This is a genomic window from Novosphingobium flavum, from assembly GCF_014230315.1.
GTDB lineage: Bacteria > Pseudomonadota > Alphaproteobacteria > Sphingomonadales > Sphingomonadaceae > Novosphingobium > Novosphingobium flavum.
The window spans coordinates 1-16777 of the sequence record NZ_JACLAW010000022.1; the positions used below are offsets into that span (position 1 = coordinate 1).

Annotated in this window: 16 protein-coding genes and 2 pseudogenes; 14 read left to right on the forward strand and 4 right to left on the reverse strand. The window is 67.1% G+C overall.

The window, feature by feature from the left end; translation table 11 throughout:
• Both H7F51_RS18390 and H7F51_RS18395 read right to left on the reverse strand, forming a co-directional pair.
• On the reverse strand, nt 1–720 hold a 720-nt coding region (locus H7F51_RS18390; RefSeq protein ID WP_185665787.1), incomplete at its 3' end, for an outer membrane protein.
• 298 nt (nt 721–1018) lie between these two features.
• Nucleotides 1019–1963: a helix-turn-helix domain-containing protein gene (locus H7F51_RS18395; RefSeq protein WP_185665788.1), complete on the reverse strand. Its 945-nt coding sequence runs from the start codon at nt 1961–1963 to the stop codon at nt 1019–1021.
• Between the two features lie 175 nt (nt 1964–2138).
• Here H7F51_RS18395 and hisN point away from each other — a divergent pair, with 175 nt between their 5' ends.
• The 13 genes from hisN (at nt 2139) to H7F51_RS18460 (ending at nt 14613) form a co-directional block, all read left to right on the forward strand.
• Nucleotides 2139–2924 (forward strand): histidinol-phosphatase, encoded by a 786-nt coding sequence (gene hisN / locus H7F51_RS18400; RefSeq protein WP_185665789.1) that lies wholly within the window; start codon nt 2139–2141, stop codon nt 2922–2924.
• 12 nt (nt 2925–2936) lie between these two features.
• Entirely contained in the window at nt 2937–3356 is a 420-nt protein-coding gene (locus tag H7F51_RS18405) for a gamma-glutamylcyclotransferase (protein WP_185665790.1), read from the forward strand.
• Nucleotides 3357–3670: 314 nt separating this feature from the next.
• Nucleotides 3671–3874 (forward strand): 50S ribosomal protein L35, encoded by a 204-nt coding sequence (gene rpmI, locus H7F51_RS18410; RefSeq protein WP_185665791.1) that lies wholly within the window; start codon nt 3671–3673, stop codon nt 3872–3874.
• Nucleotides 3875–3887: 13 nt separating this feature from the next.
• Nucleotides 3888–4250: a 50S ribosomal protein L20 gene (gene rplT / locus H7F51_RS18415; protein ID WP_185665792.1), complete on the forward strand. Its 363-nt coding sequence runs from the start codon at nt 3888–3890 to the stop codon at nt 4248–4250.
• 211 nt (nt 4251–4461) lie between these two features.
• Nucleotides 4462–5352 carry a helix-turn-helix domain-containing protein gene (locus H7F51_RS18935; RefSeq protein ID WP_185665793.1) on the forward strand — a complete coding sequence of 297 codons (891 nt, stop codon included), beginning with the start codon at nt 4462–4464 and terminating at the stop codon, nt 5350–5352.
• A 78-nt stretch (nt 5353–5430) separates the two neighbouring features.
• Nucleotides 5431–6543, forward strand: coding sequence for a phenylalanine--tRNA ligase subunit alpha (gene pheS, locus H7F51_RS18425; protein ID WP_185665794.1), 1113 nt, complete (start codon nt 5431–5433; stop codon nt 6541–6543).
• A 15-nt stretch (nt 6544–6558) separates the two neighbouring features.
• Nucleotides 6559–8946 carry a phenylalanine--tRNA ligase subunit beta gene (gene pheT, locus H7F51_RS18430; protein ID WP_185665795.1) on the forward strand — a complete coding sequence of 796 codons (2388 nt, stop codon included), beginning with the start codon at nt 6559–6561 and terminating at the stop codon, nt 8944–8946.
• 29 nt (nt 8947–8975) lie between these two features.
• Entirely contained in the window at nt 8976–9857 is an 882-nt protein-coding gene (locus tag H7F51_RS18435; RefSeq protein WP_185665796.1) for an aldose epimerase family protein, read from the forward strand.
• Nucleotides 9858–9868: 11 nt separating this feature from the next.
• The gene (locus H7F51_RS18440) at nt 9869–11395 is read left to right on the forward strand and encodes a peptide chain release factor 3 (RefSeq protein WP_185665797.1); all 1527 of its coding nucleotides are present in this window, start codon (nt 9869–9871) and stop codon (nt 11393–11395) included.
• Nucleotides 11396–11449: 54 nt separating this feature from the next.
• Nucleotides 11450–12154: an endonuclease/exonuclease/phosphatase family protein gene (locus H7F51_RS18445; RefSeq protein ID WP_185665798.1), complete on the forward strand. Its 705-nt coding sequence runs from the start codon at nt 11450–11452 to the stop codon at nt 12152–12154.
• 151 nt (nt 12155–12305) lie between these two features.
• On the forward strand, nt 12306–12644 hold the full coding sequence (locus tag H7F51_RS18450) for a P-II family nitrogen regulator (RefSeq protein WP_185665799.1): 339 nt from the start codon (nt 12306–12308) through the stop codon (nt 12642–12644).
• A gap of 20 nt (nt 12645–12664) precedes the next feature.
• Nucleotides 12665–14155, forward strand: coding sequence for an ammonium transporter (locus H7F51_RS18455; RefSeq protein WP_246448698.1), 1491 nt, complete (start codon nt 12665–12667; stop codon nt 14153–14155).
• A gap of 194 nt (nt 14156–14349) precedes the next feature.
• A complete protein-coding gene (locus tag H7F51_RS18460; protein ID WP_185665800.1) occupies nt 14350–14613 on the forward strand; it encodes a hypothetical protein in 264 nt (87 codons plus the stop codon).
• Nucleotides 14614–14992: 379 nt separating this feature from the next.
• On the opposite strand, the pseudogene H7F51_RS18465 reads toward H7F51_RS18460, so the two are convergent.
• Both H7F51_RS18465 and H7F51_RS18470 read right to left on the reverse strand, forming a co-directional pair.
• A pseudogene (locus H7F51_RS18465) lies at nt 14993–15400 on the reverse strand (protein tyrosine phosphatase family protein); the annotation flags it as partial.
• Nucleotides 15401–15404: 4 nt separating this feature from the next.
• The gene (locus H7F51_RS18470) at nt 15405–16214 is read right to left on the reverse strand and encodes a TerC family protein (RefSeq protein WP_185665802.1); all 810 of its coding nucleotides are present in this window, start codon (nt 16212–16214) and stop codon (nt 15405–15407) included.
• Between the two features lie 266 nt (nt 16215–16480).
• On the opposite strand from H7F51_RS18470, the pseudogene H7F51_RS18475 reads away from it, so the two are divergent.
• Nucleotides 16481–16777 (forward strand): annotated as a pseudogene (locus tag H7F51_RS18475) (cold-shock protein); the annotation flags it as partial.

The window sequence follows — 16777 nt, forward strand, 5'->3', positions numbered from 1 at the left end:
CGGCGGCGGCGGAGGCGGCGGCGGCGGAGGCGGCGGGGGAGGCGGCGGCGGCGGCGGCGGGGGCGGCGGCGGAGCCGCGCCGAAGTTGTAAGCCAGCGTCGCCATCAGCGAGTGCGTGCGCAGCTTGCCCGAGACCGGGCTGCCGCCCGTATCGACCAGGTTGAGCCGGTCGGTGTTGTAGAAGCGGTACTTCAGGCCGAGATCGACGTTGCTGCTGATCGGGGCGCGAATACCGGCGAGCACCTGCCAGGCAAAGCCGGTGTCACGATCGTTCACGGCGGTGAAGCCGGAGTTGACCACCTTCACGCCGCTGCGGCCCACGCCGGCACCGGCGCCGACAAAGCCCTGCAGGCCGTCATCGGGACCGAAGTCGAGCAGCGCGTTGGCCATGAAGCTCAGCGAGTCGACCTTGCCGCCCGCGATGGGGTACTTGACGGTCGTCGCGCCGACGGTCACCGCGTCGAGCGCGGCGCGGCGGTACGATGCCTCGGCTTCGAGCCGGAACATGCCCAGGTCGTAGCCGACGATGCCGCCGAAATCGTACCCGGTCTTGGTGTCGACCTTGGCAGTGGAGGCGGTTGCGCCGGTGCCGGTGTTGGCCTTGAGGTCCTCGAAGATGGACGCGCCGGCGTCACCCTCGATGTACCACGACTTGTCGCGAGCCAGGGCCGGGGTGGCAAGCACCGAGGCCGCAGCCGACAGAAGGAGCAGTTTTTTCATTGTACCCTCATGCGTTGAGTTCAGCGTGATTAACGCCCTGTTGCGACGCATTCAATCGTGATTTGTTCCTCGCCGAACGTGAAATGCCGACAGCTGTTGCAGCAAAGCATCACCCGCCCTGTCCACGGAAAATCCCGTAGAATTGAGGCAAAGTATTCATATAATGAAGGAAATCGTGGATTGTGAACCCGGCGGAAAGCTTGGCTTGCGGCATGCAAGTTCAAAATCGAAACGTAATTCTTGACTTGCCGGTTGCATTAATTTCAACAGAAAAATCGACAAATCCTGCGCCGCGTGGTCACTGCCACGGCCTGGTCGCGCCCGGGGCGAGCCGGTTGATCAGCTCCAGCCGCCGTGCCTGGCGGCTTTCCAGCGACAGGGTGAGGATCGGTTGCGGGCGCTCGGCGAACTGGCGCGGCGACATGCCGAACAGCTGGGTGAACTCGCGGATCAGGTGGCTCTGGTCATAGAAACGCAGGGCCAGCTCCTCGGCTTCGGCGCTGTCGGCCACGCCCCGCAAGTGGCTGGCCATGTCGAGCGCGCGGGCCCGGCGCAGCACCTGCTTGGGCGCCATGCCGAAATCGCGCCGCACGATCCGCTCGAGCTGGCGCTGCGCGATCCCGCAATCCCGGGCGAAATCGGCGATGTTGGCCGTGGGATCGGTGAAGGCCAGCGCCTCGAACCGCGCGGTGACGGGATCGGGCAGGACGGACCCGGAAGCCGCGACGATCTGGCGGATGAGATCTTCCAGCCGCTGCAGCCACTCTTCGGGATCGTTGCTCACCTCCAGCATGTCGAGCGCGGCTTCGCCCGGCAGGCCGATTTCCTCGCAGGTGAGCATGCGGTTGATGTATTTGTCCGCGCGCATCCCGCGCAGCGCGTGGCCGCACCCCGGCCGCAGCAACATGCCGACGCTGGTGAAGCTGCCGGTGACCGAAACCGGCATGGCGCGGGTTTGCGGACCGAAGAACAGCGCTGCCCGCTCATTCGCGCGCGGCCCATCGGCGGTCTGCGCGGTCCATGTGCCGCGCAGCTGGATGCGGATCGTGGCGGCGTCGCTGAACAGGCTGCAGTCGAGCCGGTGGTCGGCGGGAGTATCGACCACCGTGGCGTAGAGTCGCCCGATCCATGGGGCGAGGTCTGCGGCGGGAGCACGATTGTAGGACAGCGGCTGGCCGTCGCGGCTGACGCCGGCGCGAGGCGCGATTGCTCCGTCCACCGCAGGGCGAACCGGCTTTTTCATGTGTCGCTCATCTTGACCCCTGTTTCGCGACGACCACCTGATTCTTTCGGCGGCTGCCCGTTTCCTGTCAATCGGCCCCATAGACCTGAATAACGGTTCGTCGCGTATTTGGTCCGAACTTGAATGAATAACGGGCGCTTGACCGCGCGGCATCGAAGCAGGCACAGCCCGGGGCATGAAGCTCGACGACGACATTGCCCTCGCCCTTCGCCTTGCCGACGCTGCCGGCGAGGCGATCAAGCCCTGGTTCCGTGCCGCCGACAGCGGGGCCGAACGCAAGGGTGACGCCACGCCGGTCACCTTGGCCGATCGCGCCGCCGAGGAGGCGATGCGCCGGATCATCAAGGCCGAGGCGCCGCGCGACACGATCATCGGCGAGGAGTTCGGCGCCGAGCCCGGCACGTCCGGCCGGTCGTGGGTGCTCGATCCGATCGACGGCACGGCGGGCTTCCTGGCGGGGCGTCCGATCTTCGGCACGCTGATCGCCCTGGTGGTCGAGGGCTGGCCGGTGCTGGGCGTGATCGACCAGCCGATCCTGGGCGAGCGCTGGATCGGGGCCAGCGGGCGGCCGACCCTGTTCAACGGCCGGCCGGCGAAGGCCCGGGCCTGCCGCGCCCTGTCCGAGGCGACGCTGGCGACGACCGGGCCGCACTATTTCGATGACCATGACGGCGCCCATTTCATGGGCCTTGCCGCCAAGACCGATCACCGGCGCATGGTGATGGGCGGGGACTGCTATAATTACGCCATGCTGGCGAGCGGCCAGCTCGACGTGGTCTGCGAGGCCAATCTCAAGCTGCACGACTGGGCCGCGCTGGTCCCGGTGGTCGAAGGCGCGGGCGGGACGATGTGCGACTGGAACGGCGACCCGCTCCATTCCGGTTCGTCCGGGCACGTGCTGGCGCTGGGCGATCCGGCCCGGCTCGAGGATGTGATCGAGGCCCTGGCCTGCCATCACTGAGCCCGGCAGGCTGTGCGCTTCTTCCTTTACGGGACGCTGCTGGCTGGCAGCGGCAATGGCGTGGCCACCGACCTGCACCGCAAGCTAGCGCCGGGATCGCCTGCCGAGGCGCGGGGCAGTCTGTTCGCCGTGCCGGACCCGGACGGCTGGTATCCTGCCCTGATGCACGACCCCGAGGGGGGCCCGGTGCGCGGGGTGATGCATGAGACCCTGCCGCCGTTTTCCGAAGCGGACCTTGCCGCGCTCGATGCCTACGAAGGGGCAGACTACGTCCGCGCCGAGATTCCGGTCGAGGATGGCGGGCTGACTTTCATGGCCCATGCCTGGGTCTGGGCGGGGGCCCTGCCGAGCGGGGCCGAACCGGTGCCGGACGGTGATTTTGCCGCCTTCCTGATGCGGCGGGGCCTGCGCGGATTCGGCTTCGCAGGGTGACACCGTCACCCGGTATGGTCATCGAAAATCATGCAATATCAGGTTCTTGCTGACAAGTGCATGGGTGACACCTGTCCAACTCTCTTGCAACTGACCGTGATTTCAAAGACGGGCCGATCATGACAGGAAAGGGCGATGTAGGAAAATCGCCAGCGCCAGGCGACGACCGGTTCGCGCCCCGCGGCGGCGAATCTGTTGCCTTTGGCTGCGAACTTGCCTAAGGGGCCGCCCTTCATTGACACGGAATCGATGATCCGCCTGGCTATCTAGGGCTGCCATGGCAGGTCGGACGTGTCTCGGACAAGGAGACGAAAATGCCCAAGATGAAGACCAAGAGCGGCGTGAAGAAGCGCTTCAAGCTCACGGCCACCGGCAAGGTGAAGCACGGCGTTGCCGGCAAGCGCCACCGCCTGATCAGCCACAACGGCAAGTACATCCGCCAGAACCGCGGCACTGAAGTGATCTCCGACGCTGATGCGAAGGTGATCAAGAAGTGGGCGCCCTACGGGCTGAACTGAGGAGCGCTGAACTATGAGCCGTATCAAGCGTGGTGTTACCACCCGTGCCAAGCACAAGCGGATTCTCGACCAGGCCAAGGGTTACCGCGGCCGCCGGAAGAACACGATCCGCGTCGCCCGTCAGGCCGTCGAAAAGGCCGGCCAGTATGCCTATCGCGACCGCAAGGTTAAGAAGCGCAGCTTCCGCGCCCTGTGGATCCAGCGCATCAACGCTGCGGTCCGCGCCGAAGGCCTGACCTATTCGCAGTTCATCCACGGCACCAAGCTGGCGGGCATCGAGCTCGACCGCAAGGCCATGGCCGACCTGGCGATGAACGAAGGCGGCATCTTCACCGCGATCATCGCCCAAGCGAAGGCGGCCCTGCCCGCGGCCTGACCGGCTGACGGCATGAGCCACTTAAAGGCGCGGGAGTGTTCCATCACTCCCGCGCTTTTTCGTTTGGGCGGGTGGTTCCTGCCCGGCGCGGCGCCCGGCAGGTCCACCTCGCGGCGTTACAGTGGACGCAACTGCGTGTCTTTGCGCCGTTGCAATCGATGGCCAGTTCGCGATAGGTTCGGGAGAAAGGTCGCACCGGGGACAAAATGAGGTGGAGACAGGTTGCGAGGTCAGCGCCCGTTTCTTTGCGCCGCCCGAGGCCCTGCGCCGCTATTTCACCACGTTCTACCTGATCGAGTGCACCGCCCCCGACGGGGTTCGGCTGACCGATCACCTTCACCCCGAATGGGCCAATCTCAGGATATTTTCGGGCGACTGTCCCGATGCCGAGGGGCTGGGCGGCGATCGCCTGTCCGGTTCGCCGTTCTGCGCGACCGGGCCGAGCAGCAAGGCCGTGCGTTTTACCGTGGGGGCGACCCGGATGTGGGGCATCGGCCTGCTTCCGCTCGGCTGGATGGGCTATGTCGGCACGGCCGCCGACGAACTGGCCGATGCCGTGGTCGACGGGGCCCGCCATCCGGCATTCTCCTCCTTCGCCGCGCTGGCCGGCCGCCTGTTCGGGCCCGAGCCCGATCCGGACGGTGAACTCGAACGGATCGCGGGGCATTTCCTGGCCCGGCCCGTGCCGCCCATGCCCGACGAGGACCGGATCGTCGCCATTCACATGGCCCTCGTCGATCCGGACGTGCTGACCGTGAGCGACCTCGTGGCCCGGGTCGGCATCGGCCAGCGCACGATCGAGCGGATCTGCCACCGGGCTTTCGGCTTCTCCCCCAAGGTCCTGCTGCGGCGCCAGCGCTTCATGCGCAGCCTCGCCCAGTACCTGCTCGACCCCTCGCTCAAGTGGATCGGGGCGCTCGACGGGCACTATCATGACCAGGCCCAGTTCGTGCGCGACTTCCACCAGTTCATGGGCATGTCGCCCAGCGCCTATGCCGCGCTCGACAAGCCGATCCTCTCGGCCGTGATCAAGGCCCGCGCCCGGTTCGTGGGCAGGCCGGTGCAGGCGCTCGACACGCCCGACGGCGGCGCGGCGCGGTAGGTTGCCCCGGCGCGCGGCAGTCTCTAAAGGGCGCCCCTGACCGCTAAACCCTGAACCTTTACCCGAACGGACGGACCATTGGACTACGCAGCAACCCGGCAGGAGGCGCTGACGCGCATCGCGGCGGCGCAGGATCTCGAAGTGCTCGAGAAGCTGCGGGTGGAATTTCTCGGCAAGCAGGGTTCGGTCTCGGCCCTGCTCAAGACGCTGGGGGCGATGAGCCCGGAGCAGCGGCAGGCCGAGGGGCCGCAGATCCATGCCCTGCGCGAAGGAGTGACCGAAGCGCTGGCGAGCCGCAAGGCGGGGCTGGAAAGCGCGGCCCTTGAAGCGCGGCTGGCGGCCGAGACGGTCGACCTCTCGCTGCCCGCCCCGGAGGCGCCGCGCGGCACGGTCCATCCGGTCAGCCAGGTGATGGACGAACTGGCCGAGATATTCGCCGACCTTGGCTTCGCCGTGGCCTCGGGCCCGGAGATCGAGGACGACTGGCACAATTTCACCGCGCTCAACATGCCGGAAAGCCATCCGGCGCGGGCCATGCACGACACCTTCTACTTCCCCGAGGAAGAGGGACAGTCGGGCCGGATGCTGCTGCGCACTCACACCTCGCCGGTGCAGATCCGCACCATGCTGAAGGACGGCGCGCCCTTGCGGATCATCGCGCCGGGGCGGGTCTACCGCTCGGACAGCGACGCGACCCATACGCCGATGTTCCACCAGGTCGAAGGCCTCGTCATCGACAAGGGCATTCACCTTGGCCATCTCAAGTGGACGCTGGAGACCTTCCTCAAGGCCTTCTTCGAGCGCGAGGACATCGTGCTGCGGCTGCGGCCGAGCTATTTCCCGTTCACCGAGCCTTCGGTGGAAGTGGACGTCGGCTTTGCCCTCGTGAACGGCCCCGATGGCAAGAGCAGGCGCGTACTCGGCGGCTCGGGCGACGCGCCCGGGCATGGCTGGATGGAGCTGCTCGGCTCGGGCATGGTCAACCGCAAAGTCATCGAGTTCGGCGGGCTCGATCCCGACGAGTGGCAGGGCTTTGCCTTCGGCATCGGGGTCGACCGGCTCGCCATGCTGAAATACGGCATGGACGACCTGCGTGCCTTCTTCGACGGCGACCAGCGCTGGCTCGCTCACTACGGTTTCTCCGCGCTTGACGTGCCGACCCTTTCGGGCGGCGTCGGCACGCCTGCGTAAGGGGCAAGGATTCCCATGAAGTTCTCACTTTCCTGGCTCAAGGATCACCTCGACACGGCGGCGAGCGTTGCGGAAATCTCCGCCGCGCTGAACGCGATCGGCATCGAGGTGGAAGGCATCGAGGACCCGGCGGCGAAGCTGGAAGGCTTTCGCGTGGCCCGGGTGCTGACCGCGGCGCCCCACCCCAATGCCGACAAGCTGCAGGTGCTCACCGTCGATACCGGCGCGGGCGATCCGCTGCAGGTGGTCTGCGGCGCGCCCAATGCGCGGGCTGGCCTTGTCGGCGTGCTCGGCACGGCGGGCGCGGTGGTGCCGGCGAACGGCATGGTGCTCAAGGTGGCGGCCGTGCGCGGGGTCGAGAGCAATGGCATGATGTGCTCGACCCGCGAGCTGGAACTGGGCGAGGATCACGAGGGGATCATCGAACTGCCGGCCGACGCGCCGGTGGGCACGCCTTTCGCGGACTATCACGGCGCCGATCCGGTGTTCGACGTGTCGATCACCCCGAACCGGCCGGACTGCATGGGCGTCTATGGCATTGCCCGCGATCTGGCGGCGGCGGGCCTCGGCGTGTTGAAGCCGATCGCGGCCGCGCCGGTGAGCGGGACTTTTCCCTGCCCGGTGGACATCCGCACCGACGATCCGGCGGGCTGCCCCGCGTTCTATGGCCGGGTGATCCGGGGCGTCAGCAACGGCGCCTCGCCGAAGTGGTTGCAGGACCGGCTCAAGTCGGCCGGGCAGCGGCCGATCTCGGCGCTGGTCGACCTCACCAATTACCTGATGCTGAGCTATGGCCGGCCGGCCCATGCCTATGACCTGGCGAAGCTTTCCGGCGCGGTCGTGGCCCGCAAGGCACGGGACGGCGAGACCGTGCTGGCGCTCAACGGCAAGGAATATGGGCTGGACGGCGCGATGACCGTGATCGCCGACGATGCCGGCGTGCACGACATTGCCGGGATCATGGGCGGCGAGCATTCGGGCTGCACCGAGGCGACGACCGATGTGCTGCTGGAGATCGCCTATTTCGATCCCGAGGCCATCGCTGCGACGGGGCGCAAGCTTAACCTGACCTCGGACGCGCGCAGCCGGTTCGAGCGCGGGGTGGACCCGGCCTTCCTCGATGACGGGCTGGAGCTGCTGACCGCGCTGATCGTCGAGACCTGCGGCGGGGCGGCTTCGGACGTGGTGCGCGCGGGCGAGCCGCCGCTGGGCACGGCCGTGGTCGGCTATGACCCCAAGCTGGCGGAAACGCTGGGCGGGGTCGGTATTCCCGACGGCGAGCAGAAGCGCATCCTGGCTGCGCTCGGCTTTGCGGTGAGCGATGACTGGACCGTGACCGCGCCGGGCTGGCGCCCGGATGTGGCGGGGGCGCCCGACATCGTCGAGGAAGTGGTGCGGATCTGGGGGCTCGACAATATCGAGTCGGTCGCCCTGCCGCGGGTGGACGGCGTGGCCCGGCCGACCGCTACGGCGGCGCAGAAGCTGGAGCGGCGCCTGCGCCGCGCGGCGGCGGCGCGCGGGCTGAACGAGGCGGTGACCTGGTCGTTCCTGCCGGTGAGCGAGGCCGAGGCCTTTGCCGCGGGGCCACTGTGGGTGCTGGAAAACCCGATCAGCGAGGACATGAAGGCGATGCGGCCTTCGCTGCTGCCGGGGCTGCTTTCGGCGGCCCGGCGCAATCTGGCGCGCGGGGCGACTTCGCTGCGGCTGTTCGAGATCGGGCGGCGCTATCTGCGCGGCGCGGACGGGGCGAGCGACGAGCGCCTGTCGATCGCCGTGGTGCTGGCGGGGGACAAGGTGCCGCGCGGCTGGGCTTCGGGCAAGGCCTCGGCCTTCGACGCCTTCGATGCCAAGGCCGAGGCGCTGGCCCTGTTGGCCGAGGCCGGGGCGCCGGTCGACAACCTGCAGGTGATGGGTGAAGCGGGGCCGCAGTTCCATCCCGGCCAGTCGGCCACGCTGCGGCTCGGGCCCAAGACTGTGCTGGCGCGCTTTGGCATGGTCCATCCGGCGACGGCGAAGGCCTTCGACCTCGATGGGCCGGTGGCCGTGGCGGAGTTGCTGCTCGATGCCATTCCGGGCAAGCGCGGCGCGGCGACCTTCGCCCGCGCCGCCTATGCGCCCCCGGCGCTGCAGGCGGTGACGCGCGACTTTGCCTTCCTCGTGCCGCTGGATACTCCGGCGGGCGACCTCGTGCGTGTGGTCAAGGGCGCGGACAAGGCCAATATTGTCGCGGCGCGCCTGTTCGACGACTTCCGCGGGGCGGGGGTGCCGGAGGGGCACAAGTCGCTGGCGGTCGAGGTCACGCTCCAGCCGGGCGAGAAGAGCTATGGCGAGGCAGACCTCAAGGCCATCGCCGACAAGGTGACTGCCGCCGCCGCCAAACTTGGGGCACAGTTGCGGGCCTGACGATTCGCGGACAGATCGACGGAGGCGACGTGACCGAGCTAGTGACGATCGCCTCCGAGCGGCTGACCGCGCGGATCAACCCACTCGGGGCCGAGCTGTGGTCGCTGTGCGACGCGGACGGCCGCGAATATATGACCGATGCCGATCCGGCGTTCTGGACCGGCCATGCGCCATTGCTGTTCCCCGTCGTGGGGGCGCTGCGGCATGGCTGCTACCGGATCGGGGAGCGGACGTATCAGCTCTCCAAGCATGGCTTTGCCCGGACCAGCCGGTTCGATCTGACCGAAACGGGCGCCGATTTCGCGCGGTTCTGCCTGATGGACAGCGAGGAGACCCGCGCGGTCTATCCCTTTCCGTTCGTGCTGACGGTGGAATACCGGGCCGAGGGCGACGTGTTGCGCGAGGTGGTGACCGTGAGCAATCGCGGGGCGGCGGCGATGTGGTTCAGCCTTGGCTTTCACCCCGCCTTTGCCTGGCCGCTGCCGGGCGGGGCGGGGAAGGCGGATCACCGGGTGATCTTCGCCGAGGACGAGCCCGCGCCGGTGCGCCGGATCGACCCGGCGAGCGGGCTGGTCCTGCCCGATCCCGAGCCGAGCCCCGCCCTTGGCCGGGTGCTCGCGCCCACCGCCGCCGTGTTCGAGCCCGACGTGGTGATCTGGGACCGGCTTGCCAGCCGCTCGGCCAGCTTCGGGGCCGAGCGCGGGGGCCGGGTGGAGCTGGGCTTTCCCGATACGCCGATGCTGGGGATCTGGCAGAAGCCGGGCGCGGCCTACCTGTGCATCGAGCCGTGGCAGGGGATCGCCGATCCCGAGGGCTGGGAGGGGGATTTCCGCTTCAAGCCGGGCGTGGTCGAGCTTGATCCGGGGGCGAGCCGCAGCTTCCGCATGGACGTTCGGCTCGTCCCCGGCTAACCGCGCGCTTCATGAGCAAGTCCAACACGCGCCGCACCTTCGCGATCATTTCCCACCCTGACGCGGGCAAGACCACGCTGACGGAAAAGCTGCTGCTGCAGGGCGGCGCCATTCACCTCGCCGGCGAGGTCAAGGCGCGCGGGCAAGCGCGGCGCGCGCGGTCGGACTGGATGAAGATCGAGCAGCAGCGCGGGATTTCCGTGACCAGCTCGGTGATGACCTTCCAGAAGGGCGACATCACCTTCAACCTGCTCGACACGCCGGGCCACGAGGATTTCTCGGAAGATACCTATCGCACGCTGACGGCGGTCGATTCGGCGATCATGGTGATCGACGCCGCAAAGGGCATCGAGCCGCAGACCCGCAAGCTGTTCGAGGTCTGCCGGATGCGCTCCGTGCCGATCATCACCTTCATCAACAAGGTCGACCGCGAGGGGCGCAGCCCGTTCGAGACGCTTGACGAGGTGGCCGATGCGCTGGCGCTCGACGTCGTGCCGATGTCGTGGCCGGTGGGCATGGGCGGGACGTTCAAGGGCGTGCTCGATTTCGCCAGCGGGCTGACTTCGATCCCCGAGGGCGACAGCCGCGAGTTCCTCGGCAAGCGCGAGAAGCTGGCCCTCTCGGAAGACGTGACCGACGAGATCGAGCTGGCCCAGGGCGGCTATCCCGAATTCAGCATCGAGGCCTATCGCCACGGCGACATGACCCCGGCCTATTTCGGCTCGGCGCTCAAGAACTTCGGCGTGGCCGAGCTGATCGACGCGATCTCGAAATTCGCCCCGCCGCCGCGTCCGCAATCGTCCGACCAGGGCGAGGTCAGCCCGGACCGGGCCGACGTGACCGGCTTCGTGTTCAAGGTCCAGGCCAACATGGACCCGCAGCACCGCGACCGGATCGCCTTCATGCGGATGGTCTCGGGCACGTTTCGGCGGGGGATGAAGCTGACGCCTTCGGGCCTCGGCAAGCCGATCGCGGTCCATTCGCCGATCCTGTTCTTCGCGCAGGACCGCGAGATTGCCGATACGGCCGAGGCGGGCGACATCATCGGGATTCCCAACCACGGCACGCTGCGGGTGGGCGATACCCTGTCGGAGCGCAATGACGTGCGCTTTACCGGCCTGCCCAACTTCGCGCCGGAAATCCTGCGCCGCGTCGCGCTCAGGGACCCGACCAAGACCAAGCAGCTGAGGAAGGCGCTCGACGACCTTTCCGAAGAGGGCGTGATCCAGGTGTTCTACCCGGAGATCGGCGCGCAGTGGATCGTCGGCGTGGTCGGCCAGCTCCAGCTCGACGTGCTGATCTCGCGGCTGGAGGCGGAGTACAAGGTCGAGGCCATGCTCGAGGCCTCGCCGTTCGACACGGCGCGCTGGCTCAAGGGGACGGACGCGGCGCTCAAGAATTTCGCCGACTTCAACAAGAGCAACCTCGCCAAGGACCGCGACGGCGATCCGGTGTTCATGGCGCGCTCGGCCTGGGATGTGAGCTACCAGCAGGAGCGCAATCCCGACCTCACCTTCAGCGCCACCAAGGAGCGCTGAGGGCGAATTTGCATCGGGGTTGCAACGGCACTGCAAGCGGAGCGTATTGACCCGGTGGAGCTGAAATTCGCCTCGTACAACATTCACAAGGCGGTCGGGCTCGATCGGCGGCGCGATCCCGACCGGATCCTGACCGTTTTGCGCGAGATCGATGCCGACGTGATCGCCCTGCAGGAGGCGGACCGGCGCTTCGGCGAGCGGGCGAGCGTGCTGCCGGTGGCGGCGATCGAGGATCACAGTCCGTGGCGGACCGTGCCGCTCAACCAGCGGCCGGATTCGATCGGCTGGCACGGCAATGCCCTGCTGGTGCGCAAGTCGATCGCGGTGACCGCCGCCTCGGTCGTGCCGCTGCCGACGCTGGAGCCGCGCGGGGCGGTGCGGGCGGACCTTGCCATCGGCGATTGCCGTGTGCGGGTGGTGGGGATGCACCTCGACCTTTCCGGCCTCAGGCGGCGGCATCAGGTGCGGGCCGTGCTGCAGCACCTGGTTGACTGCGACGGCCATTGCCCGGCCGTGCTGATGGGCGATTTCAATGAATGGTCGCGCACCGGCGGATCGCTGCGCGAGTTCGGCGGGGACTGGCAGGTGCTGGGGCCGGGGCGGAGCTTTCCCAGCCGGCGGCCGGTGGCCATGCTCGACCGGATCGTGGCCTCGGCCGGCTGCGCGGTGAGCGGCGCGGGGGTCCACCATTCGGCGCTGGCCAGCGTGGCTTCGGACCATCTGCCGGTTTTTGCCCGAATTTTGGTGCCTAAAATTTAGGCATGTTGCACACGATTCGAGCGGCGAAACGGTTCGTCGCTGCGCCGAAACGGGCATTCGCCACCCGATTCCTAACGAAACGCTAAATTGGCACGGCCTTTGCGATAGGTGATCCGCCGGCAATCGGACCGGTAGGCTCCAGGGGGCACGGATGAAATTCATCATCGCCATCATCAAGCCGTTCAAGCTCGACGAGGTTCGCGAAGCCCTCGGCGCCATCGGCGTCGCCGGCATGACCGTTTCCGAAGTCAAGGGCTTTGGGCGTCAGAAAGGCCAGACGGAAATTTACCGCGGCGCCGAATATTCCACCAACATGTTGCCCAAGGTGAAGATCGAGATCGCGGCGGCAGACAGCCTTGCCCCGCAGATCGTCGAGACGATCCAGCAGGTCGCCAGCACTGAGGCGATCGGCGACGGCAAGATCTTCGTGCTTGACCTGGCCGAGGCGGTTCGCATCCGCACCGGTGAGGCCGGCGACACCGCGCTTTGAGCGGCAGGAGGGACACCACCATGATCCGTAAGATTGCTTACGGCGCTGGCGCGATCGGAGCCTCGCTCTTTGCCGCCACCGCCGCTTTCGCGCAGGAAGCCACGGAGGCCGCGACTGAAGCTGCCACCGCCGCTGCCGCCACTGCTACCGAAACCGCTACCGCTGCCGCCACGACGCTGATTAAGGCGCCGACCGTCGAGCAGATGGCCACCATGGTCAACAAGGGCGACGGCGCCTGGATGCTCGTGTCCTCGCTGCTCGTGCTGATGATGAGCGTTCCGGGCCTTGCCCTGTTCTACGGCGGCCTCGTGCGCACCAAGAACATGCTCAGCGTGTTGATGCAGGTCTTCATGATCGTCTCGATCGCCGGCCTCGTCTGGTGCTGCTGGGGCTACTCGATGGCCTTCACCAGCGGCTCGACCCCGTTCGTCGGCGGCTTCTCGAAGGCGTTCCTGATCGGCGTCACTTCGGGCACCTATGGCGCGACGTTCTCGAACAACGTCTACCTGCCCGAGCTGGTCTTCGTGGTCTTCCAGATGACCTTCGCGATGATCACCCCGGCGCTGATCGTCGGTGCCTTCGCGGAGCGCGTGAAGTTCTCGGCGCTGATGATCTTCATCGTGCTGTGGATGACCGTGGTCTATTTCCCGATCGCTCACATGGTCTGGTACTGGGCCGGCCCGGACTTCCTGCCGGACGCTCCGACCGACTACGGCTACCTGTGGGGCATGGGCGCGCTCGACTTCGCGGGCGGCACCGTGGTGCACATCAACGCCGGTGTCGCGGGCCTCGTGGGCTGCCTCATGATCGGCAAGCGCCTCGGCTTCGGCAAGGAAGCCACTCCGCCGCACTCGCTGACCATGACCATGATCGGCGCCTCGCTGCTGTGGGTGGGCTGGTTCGGCTTCAACGCCGGTTCCAACCTTGAAGTCAACGGCGTGACCGCTGTCGCCTTCGTCAACACCATGGTTGCCACCTGCGCCGCCGCGGTGTCCTGGTCGATCATCGAACAGATCCACCACGGCAAGCCCTCGATGCTCGGTGCTGCCACGGGTGCGGTTGCCGGTCTCGTCGCGATCACCCCGGCTTCGGGCTTCGGCGCGCCGATGACCTCGATCGTGCTCGGCCTGCTCGTCTCGCCGGTCTGCTACTTCTTCGTCTCGGTGGTGAAGAACAAGCTGAAGTACGACGACACCCTCGACGTGTTCGGCGTGCACTGCATCGGCGGCATCTTCGGCGCGATTGCCACCGGCATCGTGGCCGACCCGTCGCTCGGCGGCCAGGGCGTGCTCGACTACACCGTGTTCCCCTACAAGGTTGCCGAATACCACATGGGCGCTCAGGTGATCACGCAGATCAAGGCGGTCCTCCTGACCATCGTCTGGTCGGGTGTCGGTTCGGCCGTGCTCTACTTCATCGTCGACAAGATCTTCGGTCTGCGTCCGACGGAAGAAGCCGAGCGTGAAGGCCTCGACATCACCGAACACGGCGAACGCGCCTACAACATGTAACCAGCTTGGCGGGGCCGGGGAATCCTCCTCTCCTCCTCTTCGGCCCCGCCATCCGATGTTCCTCCTGCGAACACCAACTGAAACCCCCGGAGCCAGCCGCTCCGGGGTTTTTTTTGGTTGGGGGGTGGGTTGCCAAACTTTGGCATGATTGGTGAAAGTCGATGCCCCCTTGGTGAAGGCGAAGTGCCGCGAACATGATAAGAAAGCTGGAAGAGCTTAAGCGCCTGCTTCTCAATGACTGGGACCCAATCGGCGTGGCGGGAATGCCAGAAGCCGTCGATGAGTATGACGCTTATGCGCTCCACCTTCACGGAAGGCTGGTCGCCGGTGCGAGTGTTGAGGCTGTGGCTGAATATTTGAATTGGGTTGTGACGGCCCGAATGGAGCTGTCTGGTGATCTCGCGCATGATCGCGAGATAGCCAGCCGGGCTGTAGCGATTTATGGTTATGCCGATTGAGATCGCAAGCTCGCGTCAGTGTCTGCCTTCCGCGCAGTTCGGACTCATGAACGCCAACTAGGTGGCGTTTTCGCCAAAGTGCGGTGGTTGCGGGTTTTGGACATGGCGAAACCAATGCTCACCACCGTTGTGCGGGCTGCACCATGGATGCTGAAACGAGTTCAGCATGACGAATGGGTGGGAAGGCGCTGTCCTTCCCAACGGGCGCTGTTGCCCCTCCGTCAGCCGCCTCTGGCGGCTGACACCTCCCCATTTGTGCCTTCGGCAAAAATAGGGAGGATCTGGGGTGGGGCTTGCGCCGGGAGACGTTTCGGGAGCGCGAGGGGCCTTGCTCCTCGCATTCACTTTTTCGCCTTCAACCGGCCCGCGAGACCAGCATGTCCACCAGCGCGCGGACGGGCGTGAGGTCGTACCCCGCCTGCGCGGCGGCGGCGGCGAGGTCGTCGGGGTCGGCGCCCTTGCTGGCCTCGGCCAGCGCCCAGAGCAGGGTCGAGCGGGTGCCGGAGCGGCAGTAGGCGAGGATCGGGCCGGTGGCGCCTTCGAGGGCGTCGGCCATGGCGCGGACCTGGGGTTCGCTGAAGCCGGCGTGCGTGACGGGGATCGCGACGTAGGCGATGCCGGCGGCCCTGGCCGCTGCGGCGATCTCGGCGCCGGGGACCTGGTCGGGCGATTCCATCTCGGGGCGGTTGTTGATGATCAGGCTCACGCCCATGGCGCGGGCGAGTTCGATGTCGGGCAGGCCGATCTGGGGGCTGGCGTAGATGCCTTCGACGAGCTTGCGGAACATGGCGCTATCCCTTGATGGCGCGGGCTTTGGCCCGGCGGTTGCGACCGAGGATGTTGAGGGTTTCGACCGCGCCGGAGAAGCCCATCGCGGCGTAGACGTAGCCCTTGGGAATGTGGACGCCGAAGCCGTCGGCGATGAGGACGAGGCCGATCATCACCAGGAAGGCTAGGGCCAGCATGACGAGGGTGGGGTTCTTCTCGATGAATTTTGCCAGCGGGTCGGCGGCGAGCATCATGATCCCGACGGTGACGACGACGGCCGTGACCATGATCGGGATCTCGTCGGTCATGCCGACGGCGGTGAGGATCGAATCGACCGAGAAGACGAGGTCGAGCGCGATGATCTGGGCGATGGCGGCGGCGAAGCCGAGGCCCGCGCCCTGTTTGTAATCCGGCCCCTTGTCATGATCCAGCAACTCGCCGCTTTCGCCCTCGGGATCCATGTTGTGATGGATCTCCTTGGTAGCCTTCCACAGCAGGAACAGGCCGCCGGCGATGAGGATCAGGTCGCGCCCGGAAAAGGCGGTCTCGAAGGAGGGTTCGCCGTGAGCGCCGGGGGCGCCGGCGAGGCCGAGATCGAGCAGCGGGGCCTGGAGCGTGACCAGCCAGCCGATCAGCATGAGCAGGGCGATGCGCATGATCAGGGCGAGGGCGAGGCCGAGGCGGCGGGCCTTGCCCTGCTGTTCGGGCGGGAGCTTGTTCGACAGAATCGCGATGAACACGAGATTGTCGATCCCCAGCACGATTTCGAGCGTGATGAGAGTGATCAGCGCGGCCCAGGTGGCAGGCTGGGCGAACAGGGCAACAAGTTCCATGGCCGGCTTCCTGCCAAGCGGGCGCCGGCATGGCAAGGTGCGGAGCCAATTTCGGCCAAGCGGTGCATAAAAGTGACGCGAAGGTGCCGAAATTCTGCGGCGTCTAGCGAATCTGTTCGCGCTTTCCCCAGTTTTGGTTTATGTCGGCACCCGCAGAGGAGAGGGCGGCCCGCTCGCGTGGTCGCTTGCCCTGTAGCCCGGCGGGTTTCGTCCGCACTGTCCGGGCGCTTTTCGACCGGGGGCGAAGCGAAGGTAAGTTCGGGTTTATGGGTTTCGATAGAGGACGTCGCGGCAAGGGCCGTGACAAGCGGGACGGCGTTGGCGAGGAAGGTTTCGACCCGTTCTACGGCGGCGGCGGCGGTGGCGGCTTCGGTGGGGACCGCGGTGGCTTTGGTGCGCCCCGTAGCGGCGGCTTTGGCGGTGGTGATCGTGGCGGCTTCGGCGGCGGTGATCGCGGCGGCTTCGGCGGCGGCTCGCGCGGCGGTGGCGGCGGCTTCGGCGGCGGCTCGCGTGGCGGCTTCGGCGGCGGCGGCGGCGGCGGTGATCGTGGCGGCTTCGGCGGC

Excerpts from the sequence above, each read along its gene's own strand:
- H7F51_RS18395 (WP_185665788.1), bottom strand. The coding sequence starts at position 1,963 with ATGAAAAAGCCGGTTCGCCCTGCGGTGGACGGAGCAATCGCGCCTCGC.
- H7F51_RS18470 (WP_185665802.1), bottom strand. The coding sequence starts at position 16,214 with ATGGAACTTGTTGCCCTGTTCGCCCAGCCTGCCACCTGGGCCGCGCTG.
- rplT (WP_185665792.1), top strand. The coding sequence starts at position 3,888 with ATGAGCCGTATCAAGCGTGGTGTTACCACCCGTGCCAAGCACAAGCGG.
- hisN (WP_185665789.1), top strand. The coding sequence starts at position 2,139 with ATGAAGCTCGACGACGACATTGCCCTCGCCCTTCGCCTTGCCGACGCT.
- H7F51_RS18450 (WP_185665799.1), top strand. The coding sequence starts at position 12,306 with ATGAAATTCATCATCGCCATCATCAAGCCGTTCAAGCTCGACGAGGTT.
- H7F51_RS18455 (WP_246448698.1), top strand. The coding sequence starts at position 12,665 with ATGATCCGTAAGATTGCTTACGGCGCTGGCGCGATCGGAGCCTCGCTC.
- pheT (WP_185665795.1), top strand. The coding sequence starts at position 6,559 with ATGAAGTTCTCACTTTCCTGGCTCAAGGATCACCTCGACACGGCGGCG.
- H7F51_RS18460 (WP_185665800.1), top strand. The coding sequence starts at position 14,350 with ATGATAAGAAAGCTGGAAGAGCTTAAGCGCCTGCTTCTCAATGACTGG.
- rpmI (WP_185665791.1), top strand. The coding sequence starts at position 3,671 with ATGCCCAAGATGAAGACCAAGAGCGGCGTGAAGAAGCGCTTCAAGCTC.
- H7F51_RS18440 (WP_185665797.1), top strand. The coding sequence starts at position 9,869 with ATGAGCAAGTCCAACACGCGCCGCACCTTCGCGATCATTTCCCACCCT.